The sequence below is a fragment of the Halopseudomonas sp. 4NH20-0008 genome, assembly GCF_057548395.1.
This window is the reverse complement of record NZ_BAAJMD010000005.1, coordinates 24,471-47,352: the sequence shown is the minus strand read 5'-3', so window position 1 is coordinate 47,352 and position 22,882 is coordinate 24,471. Positions and strand designations below refer to the sequence as shown.

General features: G+C 60.4%; 22 protein-coding genes. 14 read left to right on the top strand and 8 right to left on the bottom strand.

The features are described 5' to 3' along the window. Positions 1–33: 33 nt before the first annotated feature. Positions 34–1,533 carry an aldehyde dehydrogenase gene (locus AC27HQ_RS06675; protein ID WP_487155366.1) on the bottom strand — a complete coding sequence of 500 codons (1,500 nt, stop codon included), beginning with the start codon at positions 1,531–1,533 and terminating at the stop codon, positions 34–36. A gap of 235 nt (positions 1,534–1,768) precedes the next feature. Between AC27HQ_RS06675 and aptA the strand changes: the two genes are divergently transcribed. The 4 genes from aptA to AC27HQ_RS06655 all read left to right on the top strand — a co-directional run bounded on the left by aptA (position 1,769) and on the right by AC27HQ_RS06655 (position 7,421). Next, positions 1,769–3,100 (top strand): omega-aminotransferase AptA, encoded by a 1,332-nt coding sequence (gene aptA, locus AC27HQ_RS06670; protein WP_487155517.1) that lies wholly within the window; start codon positions 1,769–1,771, stop codon positions 3,098–3,100. A gap of 273 nt (positions 3,101–3,373) precedes the next feature. Then, positions 3,374–4,870, top strand: coding sequence for a CoA-acylating methylmalonate-semialdehyde dehydrogenase (locus AC27HQ_RS06665; RefSeq protein ID WP_487155365.1), 1,497 nt, complete (start codon positions 3,374–3,376; stop codon positions 4,868–4,870). 122 nt (positions 4,871–4,992) lie between these two features. Next, a complete protein-coding gene (locus AC27HQ_RS06660; RefSeq protein ID WP_487155364.1) occupies positions 4,993–5,358 on the top strand; it encodes a cupin domain-containing protein in 366 nt (121 codons plus the stop codon). Positions 5,359–5,516: 158 nt separating this feature from the next. After that, a complete protein-coding gene (locus AC27HQ_RS06655) occupies positions 5,517–7,421 on the top strand; it encodes a beta-ketoacyl synthase (RefSeq protein ID WP_487155516.1) in 1,905 nt (634 codons plus the stop codon). Positions 7,422–7,497: 76 nt separating this feature from the next. On the opposite strand, the gene AC27HQ_RS06650 is transcribed toward AC27HQ_RS06655, so the two are convergent. Continuing rightward, entirely contained in the window at positions 7,498–8,157 is a 660-nt protein-coding gene (locus AC27HQ_RS06650; protein WP_487155363.1) for a glutathione S-transferase family protein, read from the bottom strand. A gap of 170 nt (positions 8,158–8,327) precedes the next feature. Between AC27HQ_RS06650 and AC27HQ_RS06645 the strand changes: the two genes are divergently transcribed. Next, on the top strand, positions 8,328–8,567 hold the full coding sequence (locus AC27HQ_RS06645) for a TIGR02647 family protein (protein ID WP_487155362.1): 240 nt from the start codon (positions 8,328–8,330) through the stop codon (positions 8,565–8,567). Positions 8,568–8,575: 8 nt separating this feature from the next. Next, positions 8,576–11,419, top strand: coding sequence for a class I adenylate cyclase domain-containing protein (locus AC27HQ_RS06640; RefSeq protein ID WP_487155361.1), 2,844 nt, complete (start codon positions 8,576–8,578; stop codon positions 11,417–11,419). Here AC27HQ_RS06640 and AC27HQ_RS06635 read toward each other — a convergent pair whose 3' ends face one another. After that, positions 11,420–11,602: a DUF1289 domain-containing protein gene (locus AC27HQ_RS06635; RefSeq protein ID WP_487155360.1), complete on the bottom strand. Its 183-nt coding sequence runs from the start codon at positions 11,600–11,602 to the stop codon at positions 11,420–11,422. Between the two features lies 1 nt (position 11,603). Beyond that, positions 11,604–11,942, bottom strand: a complete 339-nt coding sequence (cyaY, locus tag AC27HQ_RS06630) for an iron donor protein CyaY (RefSeq protein WP_487155359.1) — start codon at positions 11,940–11,942, stop codon at positions 11,604–11,606. Between the two features lie 103 nt (positions 11,943–12,045). Between cyaY and lptM the strand changes: the two genes are divergently transcribed. From lptM to AC27HQ_RS06600, 6 genes are read left to right on the top strand one after another with little or no spacing between them, the layout of a single operon-like run. After that, positions 12,046–12,192: an LPS translocon maturation chaperone LptM gene (gene lptM, locus AC27HQ_RS06625; protein WP_487155358.1), complete on the top strand. Its 147-nt coding sequence runs from the start codon at positions 12,046–12,048 to the stop codon at positions 12,190–12,192. A gap of 9 nt (positions 12,193–12,201) precedes the next feature. Next, positions 12,202–13,455 carry a diaminopimelate decarboxylase gene (gene lysA / locus AC27HQ_RS06620; protein WP_487155357.1) on the top strand — a complete coding sequence of 418 codons (1,254 nt, stop codon included), beginning with the start codon at positions 12,202–12,204 and terminating at the stop codon, positions 13,453–13,455. A gap of 1 nt (position 13,456) precedes the next feature. Continuing rightward, positions 13,457–14,287: a diaminopimelate epimerase gene (gene dapF, locus AC27HQ_RS06615; protein WP_487155356.1), complete on the top strand. Its 831-nt coding sequence runs from the start codon at positions 13,457–13,459 to the stop codon at positions 14,285–14,287. Further along, positions 14,284–14,988, top strand: coding sequence for a DUF484 family protein (locus AC27HQ_RS06610; protein ID WP_487155355.1), 705 nt, complete (start codon positions 14,284–14,286; stop codon positions 14,986–14,988). The genes dapF and AC27HQ_RS06610 overlap by 4 nt, the downstream gene beginning before the upstream one ends. Positions 14,989–15,005: 17 nt before the next feature. Next, positions 15,006–15,899, top strand: a complete 894-nt coding sequence (gene xerC, locus AC27HQ_RS06605; protein ID WP_487155515.1) for a tyrosine recombinase XerC — start codon at positions 15,006–15,008, stop codon at positions 15,897–15,899. 2 nt (positions 15,900–15,901) lie between these two features. After that, positions 15,902–16,606, top strand: coding sequence for an HAD family hydrolase (locus tag AC27HQ_RS06600; RefSeq protein WP_487155354.1), 705 nt, complete (start codon positions 15,902–15,904; stop codon positions 16,604–16,606). A 69-nt stretch (positions 16,607–16,675) separates the two neighbouring features. Here the strand turns inward: AC27HQ_RS06600 and AC27HQ_RS06595 are convergent, their stop codons facing one another. The 3 genes from AC27HQ_RS06595 to glnK form a co-directional block, all read right to left on the bottom strand. Beyond that, on the bottom strand, positions 16,676–16,984 hold the full coding sequence (locus AC27HQ_RS06595) for a transcriptional regulator SutA (protein ID WP_487155353.1): 309 nt from the start codon (positions 16,982–16,984) through the stop codon (positions 16,676–16,678). 165 nt (positions 16,985–17,149) lie between these two features. Next, on the bottom strand, positions 17,150–18,400 hold the full coding sequence (locus AC27HQ_RS06590; RefSeq protein WP_487155352.1) for an ammonium transporter: 1,251 nt from the start codon (positions 18,398–18,400) through the stop codon (positions 17,150–17,152). A gap of 53 nt (positions 18,401–18,453) precedes the next feature. Then, positions 18,454–18,792, bottom strand: coding sequence for a P-II family nitrogen regulator (gene glnK / locus AC27HQ_RS06585; RefSeq protein ID WP_487155351.1), 339 nt, complete (start codon positions 18,790–18,792; stop codon positions 18,454–18,456). A 507-nt stretch (positions 18,793–19,299) separates the two neighbouring features. Here glnK and AC27HQ_RS06580 point away from each other — a divergent pair. Both AC27HQ_RS06580 and AC27HQ_RS06575 read left to right on the top strand, forming a co-directional pair. Then, entirely contained in the window at positions 19,300–19,557 is a 258-nt protein-coding gene (locus AC27HQ_RS06580) for an accessory factor UbiK family protein (protein WP_487155350.1), read from the top strand. Between the two features lie 31 nt (positions 19,558–19,588). Continuing rightward, positions 19,589–21,091, top strand: coding sequence for a YifB family Mg chelatase-like AAA ATPase (locus tag AC27HQ_RS06575; protein ID WP_487155349.1), 1,503 nt, complete (start codon positions 19,589–19,591; stop codon positions 21,089–21,091). Positions 21,092–21,136: 45 nt separating this feature from the next. Here the strand turns inward: AC27HQ_RS06575 and AC27HQ_RS06570 are convergent, their stop codons facing one another. Then, positions 21,137–22,834: a putative bifunctional diguanylate cyclase/phosphodiesterase gene (locus AC27HQ_RS06570; RefSeq protein WP_487155348.1), complete on the bottom strand. Its 1,698-nt coding sequence runs from the start codon at positions 22,832–22,834 to the stop codon at positions 21,137–21,139. Positions 22,835–22,882 lie beyond the last annotated feature (48 nt).

Below are 22,882 nucleotides of genomic sequence, written 5' to 3'. Positions count from 1 at the left end.
TGTAGCTTGTAGCTTGTAGCTTGTAGCTTGTAGCTAGATCTTGATCCAGGTGGCCTTCAGCTCGGTGTACTTGTCAAAGGCGTGCAGCGACTTGTCGCGACCATTGCCGGACTGCTTGAAGCCACCAAAGGGGGCGGTCATATCGCCACCGTCATACTGGTTGACCCAGACGCTACCGGCGCGCAGCGCTTTCGCTGCTCGATGCGCACGGGACAAATCACGGGTCCAGACAGCGGCAGCCAGGCCGTAAATACTGTCATTGGCGATGGCGATGGCCTGATCGAAATCCTCGAAGGCAATGACCGACAGCACCGGACCAAAGATCTCTTCCCGGGCGATGCGCATGTTGTTGGTCACGCCATCGAACAGGGTCGGCTCGACAAACAGCCCGCCGGACGCCTGCATAACCTGCTGACCACCGGTCACCAGAGTGGCGCCTTCGGCCTGCCCGGCTTCGATATAGCTCAACACGGTGTCGATCTGGGTCTTGTCCACCAGCGCACCCACGGTCGTGGCCGGGTCAAGTGGGTGGCCGGGCTTCCAGTGCGCCTGCAGCGCAGCGGCTACCTTGTGCACGAAGATATCCTTGATCGACGCCTCGACCAACAGCCGCGAACCGGCCGTGCAGACCTCACCCTGATTGAAGGCAATGGCTCCAGCCGCCGCCTCGGCCGCCGCATCCAGATCCGGCGCATCGGCAAAAACGATGTTCGGGCTCTTGCCACCTGCCTCGAGCCAGACCCGTTTCATATTCGACTCGCCGGCGTAGATCATCAACTGCTTGGCAATTCGGGTCGAACCGGTGAACACCAGAGTATCGACATCCATGTGCAGGGCCAGCGCCTTGCCCACGGTATGCCCATTGCCCGGCAGCACATTCAGCACCCCGGCCGGAATACCGGCATCAATCGCCAGCTGGGCCAGACGAATGGCCGTCAGCGGCGACTTCTCCGAGGGCTTGAGCACCACCGAGTTGCCGGTCGCCAGGGCCGGTCCGAGTTTCCAGCAGGCCATCAGCAGGGGGAAATTCCAGGGCACAATGGCGGCGACAACACCCACAGGTTCGCGGGTCACCAGACCGAGTTCATCATGGGCCGTAGCGGCCACCTCGTCATAGATCTTGTCGATTGCCTCGCCGCTCCAGCGGATAGCCCGCGCCGCGCCGGGAATATCCACCGCCAGCGAGTCACTGATCGGCTTGCCCATATCCAGGGTTTCCAGCAGCGCCAATTCCTCGCCATGCTGCTCGATCAACGCGGCAAAGCGGATCATCACCGCCTTGCGCTCGACCGGCGCCAGCCTTGACCAAACGCCACTGGCAAACACCGCGCGGGCATTGCTGACGGCCAGGTCAGCATCGGCCTGATCACAACTGGCGACCTGTGCCAGCACTCGACCATCAATCGGACTGATGCAGTCAAAGGTGGCAGCATCCAGCGCCGGTTGATAGGCGCCCGCAACAAAGGCCTGAGACTGAATCGACAGGGCAGCGGCGCGCTGCTCCCAGGTCTGACGACTGATGACTGCAGACATACTGATACCTCACGCATGTACCCGGGTAACCGGCGGGAAAGGGATAAAACCAACTGGACAGCGCCAACAGTAATCAGGCGACAGCCAAAATTCAATATATTTGACACCGACCAACTAATTTGCCTTGGAAATTCTGTATTACCCCCTTTTTCGTTTGTTATTTTTGACATAAACTCGATCCATTCTTTAATTAGCCCTACGTTTCGGCCACCCCAGGACGACCCACATGAACAGCATGCATCAACCTGCCGGCGCTCAGCAGGACATCAGCCTTGACGAATTCTGGATGCCCTTTACCGCCAACCGGCAGTTCAAGAGCCGTCCGCGCCTGCTGGAAAGCGCTGAAGGGATGTTCTATACCGATGTCGAAGGCCGTCAGGTGCTGGATGGCACGGCCGGACTCTGGTGCTGCAATGCCGGTCACGGTCGACGGGAAATTGCCGAGGCGGTCAGCAAGCAGATCAGCAAGATGGATTTTGCACCGACCTTCCAGATGGGCCATCCGCTGCCCTTCCAGCTCGCCGAGCGTCTGGTGGAGATCGCGCCGACAGGCCTGGACCGGGTGTTCTTTACCAACTCCGGTTCCGAATCCGTAGATACCGCACTGAAAATTGCCCTGGCCTACCAGCGCGCCCGCGGTGAAGGCACCCGCACCCGGCTGATCGGCCGCGAGCTGGGTTACCACGGTGTCGGCTTCGGCGGCATTTCCGTTGGCGGAATGGTCAACAATCGTAAGGCCTTTGGCGTGCAACTGCCCGGCGTTGACCACCTGCCGCACACCCTGGATCTCGAACGCAACGCCTTCAGTCGCGGGCTGCCCAAGCATGGCGTGGAACTGGCTGACCAGCTGGAAAAGCTGGTGACGCTGCACGGCGCGGAAAACATTGCTGCAGTGATTGTCGAGCCGATGTCCGGTTCCGCTGGCGTCATACTGCCGCCGGTGGGCTATCTCAAGCGCCTGCGCGAAATCACCGCCAAGCATGGCATTCTGCTGATCTTCGATGAGGTCATTACCGGTTACGGCCGCCTGGGCGAGCCCTTTGCCGCACAGCGCTGGGAAGTCACCCCGGACATCATGACCACTGCCAAGGGTCTGACCAACGGCGCCATTCCCATGGGCGCGGTGTTTGTCAGCAGCCAGATCCAGGATGCCTTTATGCACGGCCCGCAGGGGCTGATCGAACTGTTCCACGGCTACACCTACTCCGGTCATCCGGTGGCCGCTGCCGCTGGCCTGGCGACCCTGGATATCTATGCCCGCGACGGCCTGCTGACCCGCGCCCGCGAGCTGGAAATCTACTGGCAGGAGGCGCTGCACAGCCTCAAGGATCTGCATCATGTGATCGACATTCGCAACACCGGCCTGGTCGGTGCCGTGCATCTGGCCAGCCGCGATGGTGCGCCCGGCACCCGCGCCTATGATGTATTCGAGGCCTGTTACTGGGAGGGCCTGATGGTGCGCTGCACCGGCGATATCATCGCCATGTCGCCACCGCTGATTGTCGAGAAGAGCCATATCGATCAGATGATCAATATATTGGGCGACGTGATTCGCCGAACGCCATAAGCGCTTTATTAACAGTATTTTAAAATCAGGATCCCGCTCCCGGCTGTGTTAGGCGCGGTGGCGGACAGCCTGGCCAGGACACGCAGCAAGTACTTCCCTGTAGCTCGACGATGGCATCCCGACCGCCAAGGAAGGCGGAAGTGTCGAAAATGCAGGAGCAATTTTCGACCTGCCATCGAAGGTCCTGACCAGGCTATCCGCCACAGCGCCTGCATTGCACCGTGCGAAGCGGCAAAAAACCCATATAGAAGTTAATTTGAAACTGGTGACCCCATGACCCTGCAACTGACCCACTTTATCAACGGCAAGCGCACCGCAGCGAGCACCCGCACCCAGCCGGTCTTCGAACCCGCCACTGGCGAACAGCGCGGCCAGGTATCGCTGGCCAGCGTCAATGAAGTGGAGCAGGCCATTGCTGTGGCCAAGACCGCTCAGCCAGCCTGGGCGAAGACCACGCCGCTGAACCGCGCGCGCATCCTGTTCAAGTACAAGGCACTGGTCGAAGCCCATGCCGACGAACTGGCCGAACTGATCACCCGCGAACACGGCAAGGTCTTCGAAGATGCCAAGGGCGAACTGACCCGTGGCCTGGAAGTGGTCGAATTCGCCTGCGGCATCCCGCACCTGCTCAAGGGCGAGCATACCGAGCAGGTCGGCGGCGGCGTCGATGCCTGGTCGGTGAACCAGCCGCTGGGCGTCTGCGCCGGTATTGCACCGTTCAACTTCCCGGCCATGGTACCCATGTGGATGTTCCCGATCGCCATCGCCTGCGGCAACACCTTTATCATGAAGCCGTCCGAAAAGGACCCGAGCACACCCCTGCGCCTGGCCGAGCTGCTGACCGAAGCGGGCCTGCCCGATGGCGTGTTCAACGTGGTCAACGGCGACAAGGAAGCGGTGGACGTGCTGCTGACCCACCCGGATATTCAAGCCGTTAGCTTTGTCGGCTCCACGCCCATTGCCGAATACATCTACTCGACCGGTTGCGCCCACGGCAAGCGCGTGCAGGCGCTCGGTGGCGCCAAGAACCATATGCTGGTGATGCCCGATGCCGATATCGATCAAACCGTCAATGCCCTGATGGGCGCCGCCTACGGTAGCGCCGGTGAGCGCTGCATGGCCATCTCGGTGGCTGTTGCCGTGGGTGATGCCGTCGCCGACAAGCTGATCGCCGCCCTGACGCCGCAAGTCAAGGCGCTGAAGATTGGCAACGGCATGAACGGCGGCATGGAAATGGGCCCGCTGGTGTCGGCTGCGCACCTGGCCAAGGTCAAAGGTTATGTTGATCAGGGCGTGAAGGAAGGTGCCGAGCTGGTGGTGGACGGCCGAGAGGTCAGCGTGCCCGGACTGGAAGGCGGCTTCTTCATGGGCGGCTGTCTGTTCGACAAGGTCAGTGCCGAGATGACTATTTATCAGGAAGAGATCTTTGGCCCGGTACTGTGCATCGTCCGCGTGCCCGACTACGCCACCGGCGTGAAGCTGATCAACGCCCACGAATACGGTAACGGCACCGCCATCTTCACCCGTGACGGTGACGCGGCGCGGCAGTTCTGCAACGAGATCCAGGTTGGCATGGTCGGCGTCAATGTGCCGATTCCGGTGCCTATGGCTTTCCATAGCTTTGGTGGCTGGAAGCGCTCCCTGTTTGGCCCGCTGCACATGCACGGCCCGGATGGCGTGCGCTTCTACACCAAGCGCAAGGCCATTACCTCGCGCTGGCCGACCGGCATCCGCGCGGGTGCCGAGTTCAGCATGCCGACCATGAAATAGTTTTTTATCTTGTTCGCGGCGAGGCCGCCGCTCCCACTAGGACTCCACCGCGATCCTGGTGGAGCGGCGGCCTCTGTGGGAGCGGCGGCCTCGCCGCGAAAGCCATTCAAAGGAACTCCAGCATGCCGATCACCGACATCATCGACTTCGCCAGCGCCAGCACCCCGGCGGAACACTACCGCCCCGACCAAGCCAAGGTGCTGGCTGGCGATCCGGCGCAGAATGTGCGCAACCATTACAGCAGCCCCTGTGGCCAGTTCTGCAGCGGCGTCTGGGAGGCCGAGCCGGGTCACTGGACCATCAGCTACAGCGAACATGAATACTGCGAAATCCTTGAGGGCGAATCGATTCTGCATGATCAGCAGGGCGGCAGCCGTCGGCTGGTCAGCGGTGACCGCTTCGTGATTCCCGCCGGCTTTGTCGGCAGTTGGGAAGTCCTGCAGCGCACGCGCAAGGTTTACGTGATTTTCGAGCCTGCCGGACACTAAAGGCAGCCCCCGACAACCGCAGCAATGCGGAAATCCTATGGTCTAAACGTGACCAGACAGTTACAGTTCTCGTCAGCATAAGCATTCGAAGAACATAACCCGGTCAGCCGCGACCTGCTCGCATCCGCTGACCCGGACCCTGTCAGGAGTCATGCGTGATGTCGCGTTTGCCGTTCATCGTCGGCTTTGGTGGTTACAACGCCGCCGGTCGCAGTTCATTTCACCACGGTTTTCGTCGAACCGTCATCGAGTCACTGCCTGTGGCAGAACGGCAGGAAACCCTTGCCGGTCTGGCCGTGTTGATGAAGCTGGTCAAGGCCGAAGACGGCCGCTATCTGGACGCTGACGACCAGATACTGCAACCAGCCGAGATTGAAGCGCGCTTTGGCCAGCAGATCCTCGACGGCACCCTGGTGCGCCGCATCGAAAAGAGCCACCTGGATGTGGATGCGGCCCACTGGCAGAAAAACCTCACCGTTACCGGTGAAGCCGGCAAGCCCTTCTCCTTCATTACCCTGGCCAAGCAGTTGCCCGAACCCCTGCCCAGCGATTGGGTAGTCGAGCGCCTGAGCGACACCGAGGTCATGGTTACCGTATATGACGGCTGCGACCTGAAGGTCGACAGCTACCGCGCCCTGGCGGTCAAGTCGGCTGGCCAGTTGCCCAGTGGCTTTGAGCCCGGCGAGCACTATGCCTCGCGCTTCCATCCACGCGGACTGCAGCTGACCATGCTCGCCGCCACCGACGCCCTGCGCTCTACCGGCATTGACTGGGCCGAGATTGTCAGCCGCGTGCAGCCCGACGAAATTGCGGTATTTGCCAGCAGCGCCATGAGCCAGCTCGACGAAAACAGCTTTGCCGGCGTCATGCAGTCGCGCCTCAAGGGCAACCGGGTCAGCGCCAAGCAGCTGCCGCTGGGGCTCAACAGCATGCCGGCGGACTTTATCAACGCCTATATTCTCGGCAGCGTCGGCACCACGGGCGCCATCACCGGGGCCTGCGCCAGCTTCCTTTACAACCTGCAGAAAGCCATCGACATGATCAGCAGCGGCAAGGCCCGCGTGGTGCTGGTCGGCAATGCCGAAGCGCCGATCACCCAGGAATGCATCGAGGGTTACGGCGCCATGAGCGCGCTGGCCACCGAAGAAGGGCTGCGCAATATCGAAGGCCGTCCGGACGTGGACTTCCGCCGTGCCAGCCGGCCCTTTGGCCAGAACTGCGGCTTTACCCTCGCTGAATCAGGGCAGTTCTTCGTGCTGATGGACGATACCCTGGCCATGGAGCTGGGCGCCGATATTCACGGCGCCGCTACCGACGTCTTCATCAACGCCGACGGCTTCAAGAAATCCATTTCCGCACCGGGTCCGGGTAACTATCTGACCATGGCCAAGGCGGTGAATGCGGCGATGCAGATTGTCGGCAGCGAATCGGTACGCGCCCGCAGCTTTGTCCATGCCCACGGCTCCAGTACCCCGGCCAACCGCATTACCGAATCCGAACTGCTCGACCGGGTAGCCGGGGCCTTCGGCATTGCCGACTGGCCGGTGGCCGCCGCCAAGGGTTATGTCGGTCACTCGCTGGCCAGCGCCAGCGCCGACCAGTTGGCCTTTGCCCTGGGCAGTTTCAAGTACCAGATTCTGCCGGGCATCAAGACCATTGATGCCGTCGCCGATGACGTGCACCAACAACATCTGCGCTTCAATACCCAGGATCAGGCGCGCTCGGATGATCCTCTGGAGGTCTGTTTTATCAACTCCAAGGGCTTTGGCGGCAACAATGCCAGCGCCGTGATTCTCGCCCCCAGCGTAGTGGAACGCATGCTGCGCAAGCGCTATGGCGAACAGGCCTTTGCCGACTACAGTACCCGCCGCGAACAGGTCCGCGTCAAGGCCCAGGCCTATGACCAGCGTGCGCTGGTTGGACAACTGGATGTGATTTACCACTTTGGTGAGAACATGATCGACGATGCGCAATTGAGCATAAGCGAGCAGGGCATCAAAGTGCCGGGCTTTGCCCAGGAACTGCGGTTTGGGGTCGATGAGCGTTATAAGGACATGCTCTAGGGCGCCCTGGATAGCCATCTGGGTTGCCACAACCGGTCACGCCTGCAGACCGGTTGTGGCGATCAGTTCAGTCTGATCAGGAACGTGCCTTGGCCGCGGCAATAAAGGCGGCCATTTCGGCTTTCTTGTCCGCTTCAATCTGCTGTACGTGGGGATTCTGTGCCATCAGCTCGAACAGCGGCTTGGCGCCCGGCAGCTCCGCCATCAGATCCAGACCAAACAGCTTGCCCGCCACCGCACAGGCCAGATCGAAGCTGTACAGGAACATCAGATCGGCAATGGTCATCTCGCTGCCCGCCACATAGGGGGCAAACTGGGCGTGGCGCTTGAGCGCGGCAACACCCAGCAGCAGGTCGGCCTTGGCCTTGTCCTTGATCGCCTGATCAACCTTGCCACCGAAGAACACTTCGGCATAACAGCTGCGCGCCGGCAACTCGATGTACAGCTCGATTTCCTTGGTCAGGGCGCGAACGCGGGCACGCTCAAAGGCATCCTTGGGCAGCAGTGCCTTGCCACTTTGGGTCTCTTCAAGGTACTCCAGAATCACATTGGTTTCGCTGACAAACCCCTGCTCAGTCTCCAGGCAAGGCACCTTGCCGCGCGGACTGATCTTCAGGAAGCTCTCATCCTGACTGGGATGAACCACGACGGTCTCATAAGCCAGACCTTTCTCCAGCAGCGCGAGTTTGACCATATTGAAATAGTTACTGACAGCAAAACCATGAAGCTTGAGCATTGTGCGTCTCCGCGTGGGTGCCATTGAAAGTAACGCTAGTTGTAGCCGTCTAAGGAAAAAATCGCCAGCCTCATCAGTCGCCTGAATGCCTGCGCCTGTTGATAAATCCCTGTCCTTTTTACGGTCATTTAAGGCTAGACTGCATCTACACACCCTGAAAGGTACCGCCCATGTCGCTGACCCCGGATGAAATCACTGAAATCAACCTGCTGTGCCAGTTCAATCTGGCCAACACTCTGGAAGGCTTGAAGATTCATCAACATGAAGCCACCGCTGAGGTGGTTAGAAGTGCTGAGCGCCTGCATGCACGCGGTCTGACCTCTCAAGCCGACGGCGGGTATCTGACCAGTCTCGGGCTGGATGCGGCGGAACACGCCCAGGCCCTGCTGACCATCCTGCGCGCTGACTGAGCAACGCTATGGCCCTGCGCGGAGAAATCCACCTGCAGATAGACGAGGGCATTGATCGCAAGGCCCTCTTCATTCTGCGCAAGCGCTTCATGGCCATCAACCAGCAGCGCCTGCAACGGGTTATGCATGCGCTGCCGCTTCGCCAGCTGAATGTGCTGCAACTCATTCCGCTGCTCTTTGATGTCAACCACCCGCTGCTGCCGGGCTACGTATCCAGACAGACGCCGCACGGACTGCCCGGCTATGTACCCGACTCGCAGGTGCTGCTTGGCGCCCAGGCGCTGACGCGCAGCTTCAGTTACCGCAAACATCCGGCCGGCTTTATCCCGGACATTCAGGCCCTTTACCTGATGGGCAGTGGCGGCACCATCGCCCAGTCCGATCAGAGTGACCTGGATATCTGGGTCTGCCATGCCTCCAGTCTGCCACCCCAGGCGGTGGTCGAGCTGGCCAGCAAATGTCAGGCGATTACCGACTGGGCCGAGACCCTGGGCTGCGAAGCCCACTTCCACCTGGTCAACCCGGCCACCTTCAGCCTGGGCGATCGGGATAACGCCCTGAGCATTGAAGATTGTGGCAGCACCCAGCACTACCTGTTGCTTGATGAGTTTTATCGCACCGCTATCCTGCTCGGCGGACGTTACCCACTCTGGTGGCTGGTACCCAACAGTGAAGAATCCAACTACCGTGACTACACCCGACAGCTGATCGGCAAGCGCTTTATCCGCCAGACGGACAGCCTGGACCTCGGGCATATGGCCCGCATTCCTGCCGGCGAATATGTTGGCGCTGGCCTCTGGCAACTGTTCAAGGGCATTGAGTCTCCCTACAAGTCGGTGCTCAAGCTGCTGTTGACCGAAGTCTATGCCAGCGAGCACCCCGACGTGCGCTGCCTGAGTCTGGACTTCAAGCAAGCCGTGTATGCCAACCAACTCGAGCTGGATGAACTTGATCCCTATGTGATGCTCTACCGTCGAATTGAAGCCTACCTGCTGGCCCGCGGCGAACAGGAACGCCTGGAACTGGTTCGCCGCTGTCTGTATATCAAGGCCGATGTGCGGCTCAGTCGCCGCAGCGGCACCTTAGGCTGGAAGCGCAGCCTGATGGAGCGACTGGTCAAGGAGTGGCAATGGACGCCACAGCAGCTGCAACAGCTCGATAATCGCCAACTCTGGCGGGTGCTTGAAGTCGAGCATGAACGTCGCCTGCTGGTTGGCGAACTGACCCACAGCTACCGTCTGCTATCGCAGTTTGGCCGCAGTCACAACGTCATCAACCAGGTCAACAGTCGCGACCTGTCCTTGCTGGGTCGACGCCTGTATGCCGCCTTTGAGCGCAAGGCCGGCAAGGTCGAACTGGTCAACCCGGGCATCTCCCCGGACCTCAGTGAACCTTTGCTGAGTCTGGCACTGCGCCCCGGCGGTGACGATACCCAGGCACACTGGAGCCTGTATCGCGGCGTGCTAAACCATAATGAACTGTCCGATCACAGCTCGCTCAAGCGCACCCGCCACCTGATCGAGCTGCTGGCCTGGGCCTACCGCAATGGTTTGATTGATGCGTCCTCGCGGATTGCCGTGCACCCCGGCGACAGCGCCCTGAGTGAGTTCGAGCTGAGCAACCTGCTGACGGTCATTCAATTGCACTTCCCGCTGCCTCTGCCGTTGTTGACTGAAGCCGCCCTGTCCCGTGCCAGCCAGCCTTGCCAGACGCTACTGCTGATCAATGTCGGGCTCGACCCACTGCCGGCCAGCAGTCAGAAAAACCTGCACCTGATCAGCAGCCATACCGATGCGCTGGGATATTCCGGGTTGCGCGACAACCTGATTCTGAGCATCGACCAGATTACCCTGAACAGCTGGAACGAGATGCTGGTCACCCGCTTCGAGGGAGAGCAATCCTGCGTGCAGGCGCTCTGCGACTATCTGAACAAGGCCCATGAGTATCAGCGCCAGCCGGACCTGCAGGTCGCCTGCTATTGCCGCAACCGCTCTAGCTCGATTGCCGAACGCGTTCTTGGCCTGTTTCGCGATGCCAGTCGGCAACTGCTGGCGGATCCGCCGGCACGTTTTCTGCTGCAGGTGCAGAACGGCTTTCAGGTGCTGGAGCGCAAGGATGGCAAGATTCAGGTCACCGACATTGCCGACCGTGAACGCCTTGGTCGCTATCTGGGCAGCAGCCGGCCCAGCTACAGCCCGCTGGTCCTCGACCGTTTTGCCCTGCAGGGCCACGATCTGTCCTTGATCCTGCAGCAGGATCTGGCAGAACGCATTCAACTGTTTTATCGGTTGCTACCCAGCCGCCAGGCAGAAATCACCGTCCTCGACGAGCTGGGGTCGGTTTGGCGTACCCGTCAGGATTGCCCGGACGAACATACCCTGTTGCTACCGCTGCTGCGCTTTCTGCACAGCATTCGGCTGCGGCGGCAATTGAACCAGAGCCTGGAAAGCAGCCTGCGCCAGGAACCGATCCTGCTCTACGCGATACTCCCTGCCAGTGACGGCCTACCGGCCCGGGTCGAGCCGAGAAACCTGCCGATCGATGGGATTGAAGCGGATTACTATGCCGTACAGGCCATTGCCGAGCCGGCTGAGACCCAGCAACTACAGGTCAGCATTTTCTGTGAGCAACGGGAGTTTTCCGAGCTGGATCATGGCTCTCGTCTGTATACCGAGGTGGCCAGCCATATTCTGCAGCAACGTCATAGCCTGGAAGACTACCCCTGCTACATCACTGACCTTGATCTGACCGCGATAGACCCGAGTGGCAGCATGCAGACCGTACACTACCTGCGTTATCGCCAGCAGCTGGAAGAGGCGCTGAACAGTGCCATGCGAGCGCTGCGGCAGTAATCACTGACGATTGCGCCGCTCCACCAGGCGCCGCTGAGCCGCTACTGTAATGTCCAGCTGACGCTGGTGTGAGGCGTTGGCCCATTCGAGAATTTCCGCCATCAAGCGGCCACAGCCCAGACATTGCTCACCATCCAGGCAACATTTGCGCACACAGGGTGACGGTGGTCCGGCAATGGTCATGTCAGTCGGCCTCGAGATCCAGATCCAGCTCTTCGCCGGTCAGGTCCTCAAGCAGTTGCCCGAGCACCTCGGACAGCGGCTCTTCATCACTGTCATGCAGCCAGCCACGTTGCGGGCAGAAACCAAAGTGCAGGGTGCCACTGGGCGCCGCCAGCCATATTTCCCGGGAGGCCGGCTGCCGACCAATCACCAGCCGGGGACCCTCGGCCAGCATCAGTACCAGCGAGCCATCAACCTGTTCCATATCCAGATCCAGGCCGCTGTCATCCATGGCCTGCTCGATCCTGTCCTGCAGGACATCGGCTTGGGTGTGGAATTGATCTTCTGTCAGTTCGTGCATGCAGACATCTCTTTCATTTGATTCCGTCACCGGTTCGGGTGCGTGAAACCGGGTGGCTGGGTATACTGCCGCATATTGCCCGATTTACAACAAGGATTTCACCATGAAGCGTTCCGTCGCTGCACTCTTTGCACTGCTGATCCTCGCTGGCTGCGGCCAGAAAGGCCCGCTGTATCTGCCCGAGCAGCCAGCCGGCCAACCGGTTGACCCGGCCCGGGAAGAAATGAACCAGCAACCGACGGGCAACTAAGATCAGATCATGACAGCCTTTGAATACAAGAACGGCGAACTGCATGCCGACGCCCTGCCTTTGTCCGCGATTGCCGCAGAGTATGGCACACCCTGTTTTGTTTACTCGCGCAGCGCCATCGAGCAAGCCTGGCTGGCCTGGGATCAGGCTCTTAGCGGCACGCCGCATCTGGTCTGTTTTGCCGTCAAGGCCAACTCCAATCTGGGCGTACTGAATGTACTGGCACGTCTGGGCGCCGGGTTTGACATTGTCTCCGGTGGTGAACTGGAGCGGGTTCTGGCCGCCGGTGGCGACCCGGCACGGGTAGTGTTTTCCGGTCTGGGCAAGACCGCCGAGGAAATGCGCCGAGCGCTGCAGCTGGGCATCCACTGCTTCAACGTCGAGTCCGCTGCCGAGCTTGAGCGCTTGCAACAGGTAGCCGCTGAGCTGGGCGTCAAGGCACCGGTCTCGCTGCGCGTAAATCCGGACGTGGATGCCATGACCCACCCGTATATTTCCACCGGGCTCAAGGAAAACAAGTTCGGCATCGACATTGCCCGCGCACCCGAGGTCTATCGCCGCGCCGCCAGCTTGCCGAATATCGATGTCTGCGGCGTGGACTGCCACATTGGCTCACAGCTGACCGACGACCAGCCGTTTCTGGATGCCCTCGACCGGTTGCTGGTACTGATCGACACCCTGGCCGCCGATGGCATCCGCATTCGTCATCTGGATCTGGGTGGCGGTCTGGGCGTGACCTACCGCGATGAACAGCCGCCGGCCCCCGGCGCCTATCTGCAACGCGTGCGTGAGCGCCTGGCCGACCGCGATCTGGCACTGATGTTCGAGCCTGGTCGCTCCATCGTCGCCAATGCCGGTGTGCTGCTGACCCGCGTCAACCTGCTGAAGCCGACCGAACACAAGAACTTTGCCATTATTGATGCGGCCATGAACGACCTGATCCGCCCGGCGCTGTACAGCGCCTGGATGGGCATTGATGCGGTGTGCCCGCGCGCTGACGTTGCGGCGCAGGCCTGGGATATCGTCGGCCCGGTGTGCGAAACCGGCGACTTCCTCGGCAAGGACCGCGAGCTGGCGTTGGCCGAAGGCGATCTGCTGGCCGTGCGCTCAGCGGGTGCCTATGGTTTTGTCATGAGCTCGAATTACAACACCCGGCCGCGGGCTGCCGAGGTCATGGTCGATGGTGGCCAGGCCCATCTGGTGCGCCAACGTGAAACCCTGGCCGAACTCTTTGCCGGCGAACGCCTGCTGCCCGAGGCCTGAGATGCTACTGCGATTCACCAAGATGCATGGCCTGGGTAACGACTTCATGGTTGTCGACCTGGTTACCCAGCATGCCCAGTTCAGCGCCAAGCAAATCAGCCAGTGGAGCAACCGGCATACCGGGATTGGTTTTGATCAACTGCTGCTGGTCGAGCCGCCAAACAATCCGGACATGGATTTCCGTTACCGGATCTTCAATGCCGACGGCGGTGAAGTCGAGCAGTGCGGCAACGGTGCCCGCTGCTTTGCCCGCTTTGTGCTGGACAAGCGCCTGACCGCCAAATCGACCATCCATGTTGAAACCAGCGGTGGACCTATCGTTCTGGAGGTCCGCAAGGACGGCCAGATCACCGTGGATATGGGTGCGCCGCGCTTCAGTCCGGTCGAGATTCCGTTCCAGGCCGACAATGAAGCCCTGAGTTACCCGCTGGAGGTAGGCGCGCAACAACTTCAGGTCTCTGCACTGTCGATGGGTAATCCGCACTGCGTCACCCTGGTAGACAACCTCGAGCAGTATCCGGTGGCCGAGATCGGCCCCCTGATCGAGCGCCATGTGCGCTTCCCGCGGGCAGTCAATGCCGGCTTCATGCAACTGGTTGATCGGCACCATGCGCGCTTGCGTGTGCACGAGCGTGGCGCCGGAGAAACCCTGGCCTGCGGTACCGGTGCCTGCGCCGCCGCCGTGGCGGGGATTCGTCTGGGTCACCTTGAGTCGCCGGTCAGCATCGAGCTGCCGGGCGGTAGCCTGCAGATCGAATGGGCCGGACCCGGCCAGTCGGTCATGATGACCGGCCCCGCCACCCGCGTTTACGAGGGACAGATACGCCTATGAACAGCAAACCCGTACACCCGTCCGACGCCCTGGATCCGGCACTGGTCGCCGAGTACCTGCGGCGACATCCGGCCTTCTTTGCCGAGTATGACGACCTGATACCCGAGCTGATCATTCCGCATCAGTCCGGTCAGGCCGTATCCCTGGTCGAGCGTCAGGTCAAGCTGCTGCGCGAGCGCAACATCGATGTACGCCACCGCCTCGGGCAATTGATGGATGTGGCCCGGGAGAACGACAGGCTGTTTGAAAAGAGTCGTCGGCTGATCCTCAATCTGCTCGAATCACAGAGCCTTGAGCAGGTCATTGCCAGTATCGAAGACAGCCTGCGCGATGACTTTCAGGTGCCGCACGTCAGCCTGATCCTGTTCAGCGAGACGCCGCGCTTTGCCAATGCCCGCTGCGTTACCCATCAGGCTGCACGTGAGGCCATTGGGCATCTGCTGGACAGCGGCAAAACCCTGAGCGGCGTGCTGCGCCCGGACGAGCTTAGTTTTCTGTTTGGCGAGCGCGGCCCACTGGTTGCCTCGGTGGCCGTGGCACCCATCCAGCATCAGGGCCTGCACGGCGTATTGGCGCTCGGCAGCCACGATGCCAATCATTACCGCAATGCCACCGGCACCTTGTTTCTTGGCTACATTGCCGATGCGCTGGCTCGGGTCTTGCTGCGCCAGCGGCCTTTGGCCGACGAACCCCGAGTCTGAGCATGCCCGCCATGCCCGTGCAACAGGCACTGGACGCCTTCCTGCGGCACCTGCAGCAGGAGCGCCAGCTATCGCCGCGCACGCTGGAGGCCTACCGGCATGATCTTGAGGGGCTGCGCGACTTTCTCGACCAACGGCAGATAGCCGACTGGCAGGGACTGGACGAGGCGCAACTGCGGCTGTTCATTGCCCAGAAGCACCAGAGCGGCCTGTCCGGACGCAGCCTGCAGCGCCTGCTCAGTGCGGTGCGCAGTCTGTTTCGCTATCTGGTCCGAGAACGTCTGTGCAAGCACAATCCAGCCATGGACCTGCGCGCCCCCAAATCGCCGCGCAAGCTACCCCGGGCACTGGATGCCGACCTGACAGCTCAGTTGCTTAGCGCGCCGGCCGAGGATGACTGGCTGGGCCTGCGCGACCACGCCATGCTCGAACTCTTTTACTCATCGGGCCTGCGCCTGTCCGAGCTGGCCGGCCTGGATCAGACCGCGCTGGATTTGCAGCAGGGTGAAGTACGGGTACTCGGCAAGGGCCAGCGCACCCGCGTGGTCCCGGTTGGCCGATTGGCCTGTAGCGCATTGCAACGCTGGCTGCAGGTCAGACCCCTGGCTGGCAGCGAATCCCCGGCACTCTTTGTCGGACGCCAGGGCCGACGCCTGACGCCGCGCGCCATTCAACTGCGGGTGCGCCAGCAGGGCGTGCAGCAGATCGGTCAGCACCTGCACCCGCACATGCTACGGCACTCCTTCGCCAGCCATCTGCTGGAGTCCTCGGGCGATCTGCGCGCGGTACAGGAGCTGCTCGGGCATGCCGATATCAGTACCACGCAGGTATACACTCACCTGGACTTCCAGCACCTGGCCCAGGTCTATGACCAGGCCCATCCCCGCGCCAAACGCAAAAGCGAGCACTAGTTATGCTGCAGTTAGTGACCTTTGATCTGGATAACACCCTGTGGGAAACCGAATCCGTGGTGGCCAGCGCCGAACGTACGCTGATGGCCTGGTTCGCCGAACATGCGCCCCTGTTTGTCGAACGGCTCGACACCGAGGCACGCAAGGCGCTGAGGCATGAGGTGCTGGCCAAGGATCCGGCGCTGCGTCATCGGGTGACCGACTTTCGTCTGGCGGTGATGAAGCTCGGCCTGTTGCGCGCCGGTTATGCCGAGGAGCAAGCCAGCGAGCTGACTCGTCGCGGCTTTGAGGTCTTTCTCGAAGGCCGCCACGCGGTGACCTTTTTTCCGCATGCCGAACGGCTGCTGCAGGCGCTATCAGAAAACTACCGACTGGCCAGTATCTCCAACGGCAATGCCGATGTACGCAAGCTGGGGCTGGACAAGTATTTCAGTGTGATTGTGTCGGCGGATGAAGTCGGCTTGAGCAAGCCGGACCCCGCGCCCTTTCTCACTGCCCTACAACGCGCAGGCATCGAACCGCAGCGGGCTCTGCATATCGGCGATCATCCCGAGGATGACATCCAGGGTGCACGCGGAGTCGGCATGCACGCCCTGTGGTTCAATCGGCACGGCGCTGAATGGCCACTGAGCCTGCAGCCCGATGGCGAAGTCCGCTGCCTGGGCGATATCCCGGACTGGATAGAGCGCTTCAAGGCAAACCGCTGAGCCCGGCAAAGAGCCGCTTTAAGCGCAGGCGAGGCAACGGCTGCAACTGTTGCCTGCCATAAACCAACCTCAGATGGGCCGGCTGCCGTATTTGCTGTCAGGCTTCTTTGGCGGATCACCGACGACGTTGTCGTCCACGGCAACGACCTTGCCGCCCTTGGCCAGAAACTCGGCAATCTGCTGCTCAAGCATCTCCCGCTCACGGGCCTTGGCCTCGACCGACAGGCCTTCCAGCGGATCGCTCTCGGCCGCCGCCGACTTCTTGCGCGGCTTGCTCGCCGGCTCGTCGTCGTTTTCTACCTCATCCGGCAAATCATCGGCATCACTGCCGTCATCGACACTGTCCAGCTCGTCGTCTTCAATATCGTCGTCGCTCATGCATGCCCCTCCTACAGGAAACAGGCTATATATAGCGTAACAGGGGGATTTGGCTAGTATCTTGGCAAAGTATTTTTTCACCTGCAGCACACCCAGCCTGAACCAGATAACGAAACAGGGCGCCCGAAGGCGCCCTGTTTTGTCGTGCCGTGTTGCTCAACCAGCTTACTTCTTGCTGCTGGTGAACTCCGGATAGGCTTCCATGCCACACTCGGACAGATCCACACCACCATACTCTTCTTCTTCGGTAACCCGGATACCCATGACCGCCTTGAGGATGGTCCAGAGAATCAGGCTGGTGATGAACACCCAGAGGAAGATGGTCACGATACCCAGCAGCTGACCGCCGATGGTGGCATCGCTGTTGGTCAGCAGAACCGCCAGCACACCCCAGATACCGACTACACCGTGTACTGAGATGGCACCGACCGGATCGTCGATCTTCAGCTTGTCGAAGCCCAGGATCGAGAACACCACAATCACACCACCCACTGCACCGATCAGAGTAGCCTGGAATCCACCAGGTGACAGCGGATCAGCAGTGATGGCAACCAGACCAGCGAGGGCACCGTTCAGAGCCATGGTCAGGTCAGCCTTGCCGAACAGAATGCGGGCAGTAACCAGCGCCGCAATCAGACCACCGGCAGCGGAGGCGTTGGTGTTGACGAACACCTGGGCAACCGCATTGGCATCTTCGATGTTGGACACGATCAGCTGCGAACCACCGTTGAAGCCGAACCAGCCCAACCACAGGATGAAGGTACCCAGGGTAGCCAGCGGCAGGTTGGCGCCAGGGATAGCGTTGATCTGACCATTGGCACCGTACTTGCCTTTACGGGCACCCAGTACCAGCACACCAGCCAGAGCAGCAGAAGCGCCCGCCAGGTGGACAATACCGGAACCGGCGAAGTCGCTGAAGCCAGCCTGCGACAGGAATCCACCGCCCCAGCTCCAGTAGCCCTGGATCGGGTAGATGAAGCCAGTCATGATCACCGCGAAGGCGAGGAAGGCGAACAACTTCATACGCTCAGCCACGGCACCGGACACGATGGACATGGCAGTGGCAACGAAGACCACCTGGAAGAAGAAGTCAGCACGGCTGGAGTAGTAAGGCGCGTCGTCACCGCCGGCCAGTACGTCTTCAACAGTGTTTTCGGAACCAATCAGCAGACCCAGGCTTGGCAGAATACCGCCTTCCTCACCGGAGTACATGATGTAGTAGCCGACCACCAGATACATGACACTGGCAACTGCATACAGCGTGATGTTCTTGGTCAGGATTTCAGTGGTGTTCTTGGCGCGGACCAGACCAGCCTCGAGCATGGCAAAACCTGCTGCCATCCACATGACCAATGCACCGCAGATCAGAAAGTAGAACGTATCAAGCGCGTACTTGATTTGGACGATGTCTTCCATAATAAGCCCCCCATATAGGCTTAGTTACTGCATTCAGTGAACGAACTGACTGGTCAGACTGCGTCTGTGCCTGTCTCGCCGGTACGGATACGGACAGCCTGTTCCAGGTTGACCACGAAGATCTTGCCGTCACCGATCTTGCCGGTGTTGGCGGCCTTGGAAATAGCTTCGATTACGCGATCAAGCATGTCGTCGCCAATGGCAACATCGATCTTCACCTTAGGCAGAAAATCGACCACATACTCAGCACCACGGTACAGTTCGGTATGACCCTTCTGACGGCCAAAACCTTTGACCTCAGTGACGGTAATACCCTGAACGCCGATCTCGGACAGTGCTTCACGCACATCGTCCAGTTTGAAAGGCTTGATAACAGCCGTTACTAATTTCATGTTGTTACTCCCGATTGATGGACTGCCCTGGGGGACAGGACAAGTCTATGCCGAGTTAGAGGCTTTTAGAAACGGACAATGCACAGATGTTGTCGCAGACGTCCGACCGGCCTGAAAGCACCGAGGGCTCAACGGCTGGGTCAGCCATAGTCAACTGCTTCATCTTCTTATGCTCCTGGATGGCTTTTTGCAAAGTCATGCTGGCCTGAGATGAAATGCCCGATAAGGGTTATCCCATCCGATTCAGCTGGATTATCCTTTGCAGAAAGCCTGCCAGTTTTATTTTTTTGTTTATAATCAATGAATTGGAATAATAGCCCGGGGACAACAGGGATTCTCTTGAATTAGCAGCGCACCAATATAGTGCGTAGTGCTTCGTATCGGTGCTGCTATCGCGCACGATTTCGGTCAGTGTCGATTGGTACGAATCCGGCAGCGGGTGATAAACTGCCGGACAGATTGCCAGCGACCGTTGGCAACGTCGCCCCACTGACCAGGTCAACCAGCATGTTGCACAAAGTCTTGATTGATGCGGTAAGCAGCCAGGCCACGCGTCTGTTGATGAGCGAAAAGGGCCTGCCTACCCCAGATGTCGAAAAACATCTCAAGGCCTTGCTGCAAAGCGCCCTGGCCAAACTGGATGTAGTCAGCCGGGATGAGTTCGACACCCAGCAGGTGGTTCTGCAACGTACCCGTGAGCGCCTGGAGGCGCTGGAAAAGCGCGTCAACGAACTGGAGCAGCGCGCCCAAACCCCTTCCGCCTGAGTTAACCAGGCGGACTGATCAAGGAGTGATCATGTCCCTGGCCATAGTCCACAGCCGCGCCAAACTGGGCATTCAAGCCCCCAATGTGACCGTTGAAGTCCACCTGGCCAACGGCATGCCCAGCCTGACCCTGGTCGGCCTGCCGGAAACCGCCGTACGCGAGAGCAAGGACCGCGTGCGCAGCGCCCTGCAGAACGCCCAGCTGGAGTTTCCCAGCCTCAAGCGCATCACCATCAACCTGGCACCGGCCGACCTGCCCAAGGAAGGCGGACGCTTTGATCTGGCCATTGCCCTGGGTCTGCTGGTCGCCAGTGGACAGTTGCCAGCCGATTGCCTGAACAACTGTGAATGCCTGGGCGAACTGGCGCTCTCCGGCGAGTTGCGCCCGGTACAGGGCGCACTACCTGCTGCCCTGGCCTGCCGCGAGGCTGGCCGCAGCCTGTTGCTGCCCAGCGCCAATGCCGCCGAGGCCGCCATGGTCAAGGGCATAGAGATTATCGCCGCCGACCACCTGCTGGCGCTCTGCGAACACCTGCGCGGCGATCAGTCGATTGAGCCCTTTATCAGCGCGCCGCGCAGTCATGACCTGCAGGAGCAGCCAGATCTGGCCGATGTTCAGGGTCAGGCCCAGGCCAAACGCGCCTTGATCGTCGCCGCCAGCGGCGCCCATAACCTCTTGTTGTTTGGTCCACCGGGGACCGGAAAAACCCTGCTTGCCAGCCGATTACCGGGTATTTTGCCACCCATGACCGAAGCCGAAGCACTGGAAGTCGCCGCCGTACAATCGGTATGCGGCCATGGTCCGTTGCAAGGCTGGCCGCTGCGACCGTTTCGCGCGCCCCATCATGGTGCTTCCGCGGCGGCACTGGTCGGCGGCGGTAGTCAGCCTCGTCCGGGGGAGATCAGCCAGGCCCATCAGGGCGTGCTCTTCCTGGATGAATTGCCGGAGTTTGATCGCAAGGTACTGGAAATGCTGCGCGAACCCATGGAGTCGGGGGTCATTCATATTGCCCGGGCCAGGGAGCAACTGAGCTTTCCCGCCCGTTTTCAACTGATCGCGGCGATGAATCCCTGCCCCTGCGGTTATCAGGGCGACCCCTCCGGGCGCTGCCGCTGTTCCACCGAGCAGATTCAGCGCTACCGCAGCAAATTGTCCGGACCGCTGCTGGACCGTATCGACCTGCACCTGGGCATGCACAACGAACGCTTCAGTCTGGCCGACACAGGCCGCAGTAAACCGGATAGCGCCGAGGCCGCTGATCAGGTCAGTGCTGCCCGGCAACGCCAGTGGGCGCGCCAGGGCTGCCTGAATGCGCATCTGGGTCTGACCGCCATGCGCGATGTCTGCGTACTTGAACAGGCCGATGCCAGCTGGATGGAAGTCGCCATCGAGCGACTTGGTCTGTCACGGCGAGCCAGTCATAGAGCGCTCAAGGTCGCGCGCACACTGGCCGATCTGGAGGGGGCAGAGCGGATTGGGCGGGCGCATCTGGCCGAGGCCCTGCAGTACCGCCAACTGGATCGCAAACACTGATGAACGCAGCGGATTGCCCGCACTTGCTCAGTCGAGGTGCAAAGGCTACTTCAGTTTGGTCGCCACAGCGGGCTCGGCGTTACGGCCCATGCTGTAGGCGTCAATGAAGTAACACAGCTCTTCAAAGGGCATGGCCGGGCTGATGAAAAAGCCCTGCACCTGATCGCAGCCCATCTGCCGCAAGGCTTCAAGCTGGCGCCGATCTTCCACGCCTTCAGCCACCACCTCCAGCCCCAGGCTGTGGCCCAGATCAATCATGGCGGCTACCAGTTGGCGGTCAGAGGCAGACTCGGAAATCCCCTTGACGAAGCTGCGGTCGATTTTCAGCAGATCAATCGGCAGGCGCTGCAAATGCATGAAGGAGGAAAAGCCGGTACCAAAGTCATCGAGGGAAAAGCGCACACCCAACCCGGTCATGCCCTGCATGGTCAGCAACACCTGATCGGCGTTCTGCATGACCGCTGTCTCAGTCAGCTCGAATTCCAACCAACGCGGATCGATGCTGGTCTTGTCCAGCAGCCGGGTGATGGTCGGCAGCAACTGGCTGTCCTGAAACTGCCGGAATGACACGTTGACGGCAATATGAATGGGCGGCATGCGGCGGCGCTGCAATTGCGCCAGATCATGGCAGGCACGGGCGGCCACCCAATAGCCCATGGGAATGATCAGCCCGGTTTCCTCGGCCAACGGTATAAACTCGTTGGGGCCCAACAGGCCACGTTCCGGGTGGCGCCAGCGAATCAGCCCCTCAAGGCCGACGATATTACCGGTGCTCAGATCCACCCGCGGCTGGTAATGCAGTTCCAGCTGATTGCGGCGCAGTGCCTGACGCAGAGACGCCTCAAACTCGATCAGGTTATTGGCCTGCAGGTTGATGCGATCATCGTAGAAGTGGAAGTTGCAGCCACGCTGATTTTTCGCCTGCAACATCGCCATATTGGCGTGCAGCATCAGGCTGTCGACGGTCTGGCCCGCCTCGGGGTAGGTGGCGATGCCGATACTGCAACCCAGCAGCAAGCTCTCGTTATTGACGTTGAAGGGCTCGGCCATTTCACTGGTCAGCTTCTGGGCTATCTGCAGCAGGTTGCTGGGCTTGGAGTACTCTTCGACAATCACCGCAAACTCGTCACTGCCCATGCGTCCGACCGTGTCGGTATTACGCAGCACCCGGCGCAATCTGACGACCACTTCCTGAATGATCAGGTCGCCCGCCGTCTGACCCAGGGTGTCGTTGACGTGGCGGAAGTTGTCCAGATCGATAAAGAACACCGCCAACGGTTCGTTATTGCGCAGCGCCCGACGCATCCCCAGCTTGAGGCGGTCGTGGATCATGAAGCGGGTGCAGACGCCTGTGAGCGGATCATAGCTGGAGGCGCGATCAAGGGCATTGACCAGGGTAAAGCGCTCAATGGCATAATTCAGACAGCGGATCAGCTCGCTGGCGCTGGCCTGGTCCCATATACTGTCGGTTGCCTGCTCGGGGATACGATCAAATTCCGGCTCGTTGGCCAGATGGATCATAGGGACGGCTATGTCGGTGTTTTGTCCGAGGAACTCACTGCGCGCCAGCACCGCCTTGACTTCACCCTCGGCCAGCATGGCCGCAGCCTGTGCCCAGTTGTCCAGACGCACTAACTCATAGGGGTTGGACCTGACCGACATCAGACGACGCCCCAGCTGGAGCGAGGCACCCTGATCCGTGTCCAGCAGGACAATGCGCAGCTTCTGACGCTGAAGTGTCAAAGAATTCCCCCCAAGGATCTATATAAATTAAGCATATAGATCATATTT

Bases quoted from the DNA above. Each gene is read 5' to 3' on its own strand.
- AC27HQ_RS06675 (WP_487155366.1), bottom strand. From the start codon at position 1,533: ATGTCTGCAGTCATCAGTCGTCAGACCTGGGAGCAGCGCGCCGCTGCC.
- aptA (WP_487155517.1), top strand. From the start codon at position 1,769: ATGCATCAACCTGCCGGCGCTCAGCAGGACATCAGCCTTGACGAATTC.
- AC27HQ_RS06665 (WP_487155365.1), top strand. From the start codon at position 3,374: ATGACCCTGCAACTGACCCACTTTATCAACGGCAAGCGCACCGCAGCG.
- AC27HQ_RS06660 (WP_487155364.1), top strand. From the start codon at position 4,993: ATGCCGATCACCGACATCATCGACTTCGCCAGCGCCAGCACCCCGGCG.
- AC27HQ_RS06655 (WP_487155516.1), top strand. From the start codon at position 5,517: ATGTCGCGTTTGCCGTTCATCGTCGGCTTTGGTGGTTACAACGCCGCC.
- AC27HQ_RS06650 (WP_487155363.1), bottom strand. From the start codon at position 8,157: ATGCTCAAGCTTCATGGTTTTGCTGTCAGTAACTATTTCAATATGGTC.
- AC27HQ_RS06645 (WP_487155362.1), top strand. From the start codon at position 8,328: ATGTCGCTGACCCCGGATGAAATCACTGAAATCAACCTGCTGTGCCAG.
- AC27HQ_RS06640 (WP_487155361.1), top strand. From the start codon at position 8,576: ATGGCCCTGCGCGGAGAAATCCACCTGCAGATAGACGAGGGCATTGAT.
- AC27HQ_RS06635 (WP_487155360.1), bottom strand. From the start codon at position 11,602: ATGACCATTGCCGGACCACCGTCACCCTGTGTGCGCAAATGTTGCCTG.
- cyaY (WP_487155359.1), bottom strand. From the start codon at position 11,942: ATGCACGAACTGACAGAAGATCAATTCCACACCCAAGCCGATGTCCTG.
- lptM (WP_487155358.1), top strand. From the start codon at position 12,046: ATGAAGCGTTCCGTCGCTGCACTCTTTGCACTGCTGATCCTCGCTGGC.
- lysA (WP_487155357.1), top strand. From the start codon at position 12,202: ATGACAGCCTTTGAATACAAGAACGGCGAACTGCATGCCGACGCCCTG.
- dapF (WP_487155356.1), top strand. From the start codon at position 13,457: ATGCTACTGCGATTCACCAAGATGCATGGCCTGGGTAACGACTTCATG.
- AC27HQ_RS06610 (WP_487155355.1), top strand. From the start codon at position 14,284: ATGAACAGCAAACCCGTACACCCGTCCGACGCCCTGGATCCGGCACTG.
- AC27HQ_RS06600 (WP_487155354.1), top strand. From the start codon at position 15,902: ATGCTGCAGTTAGTGACCTTTGATCTGGATAACACCCTGTGGGAAACC.
- AC27HQ_RS06595 (WP_487155353.1), bottom strand. From the start codon at position 16,984: ATGAGCGACGACGATATTGAAGACGACGAGCTGGACAGTGTCGATGAC.
- AC27HQ_RS06590 (WP_487155352.1), bottom strand. From the start codon at position 18,400: ATGGAAGACATCGTCCAAATCAAGTACGCGCTTGATACGTTCTACTTT.
- glnK (WP_487155351.1), bottom strand. From the start codon at position 18,792: ATGAAATTAGTAACGGCTGTTATCAAGCCTTTCAAACTGGACGATGTG.
- AC27HQ_RS06580 (WP_487155350.1), top strand. From the start codon at position 19,300: ATGTTGCACAAAGTCTTGATTGATGCGGTAAGCAGCCAGGCCACGCGT.
- AC27HQ_RS06575 (WP_487155349.1), top strand. From the start codon at position 19,589: ATGTCCCTGGCCATAGTCCACAGCCGCGCCAAACTGGGCATTCAAGCC.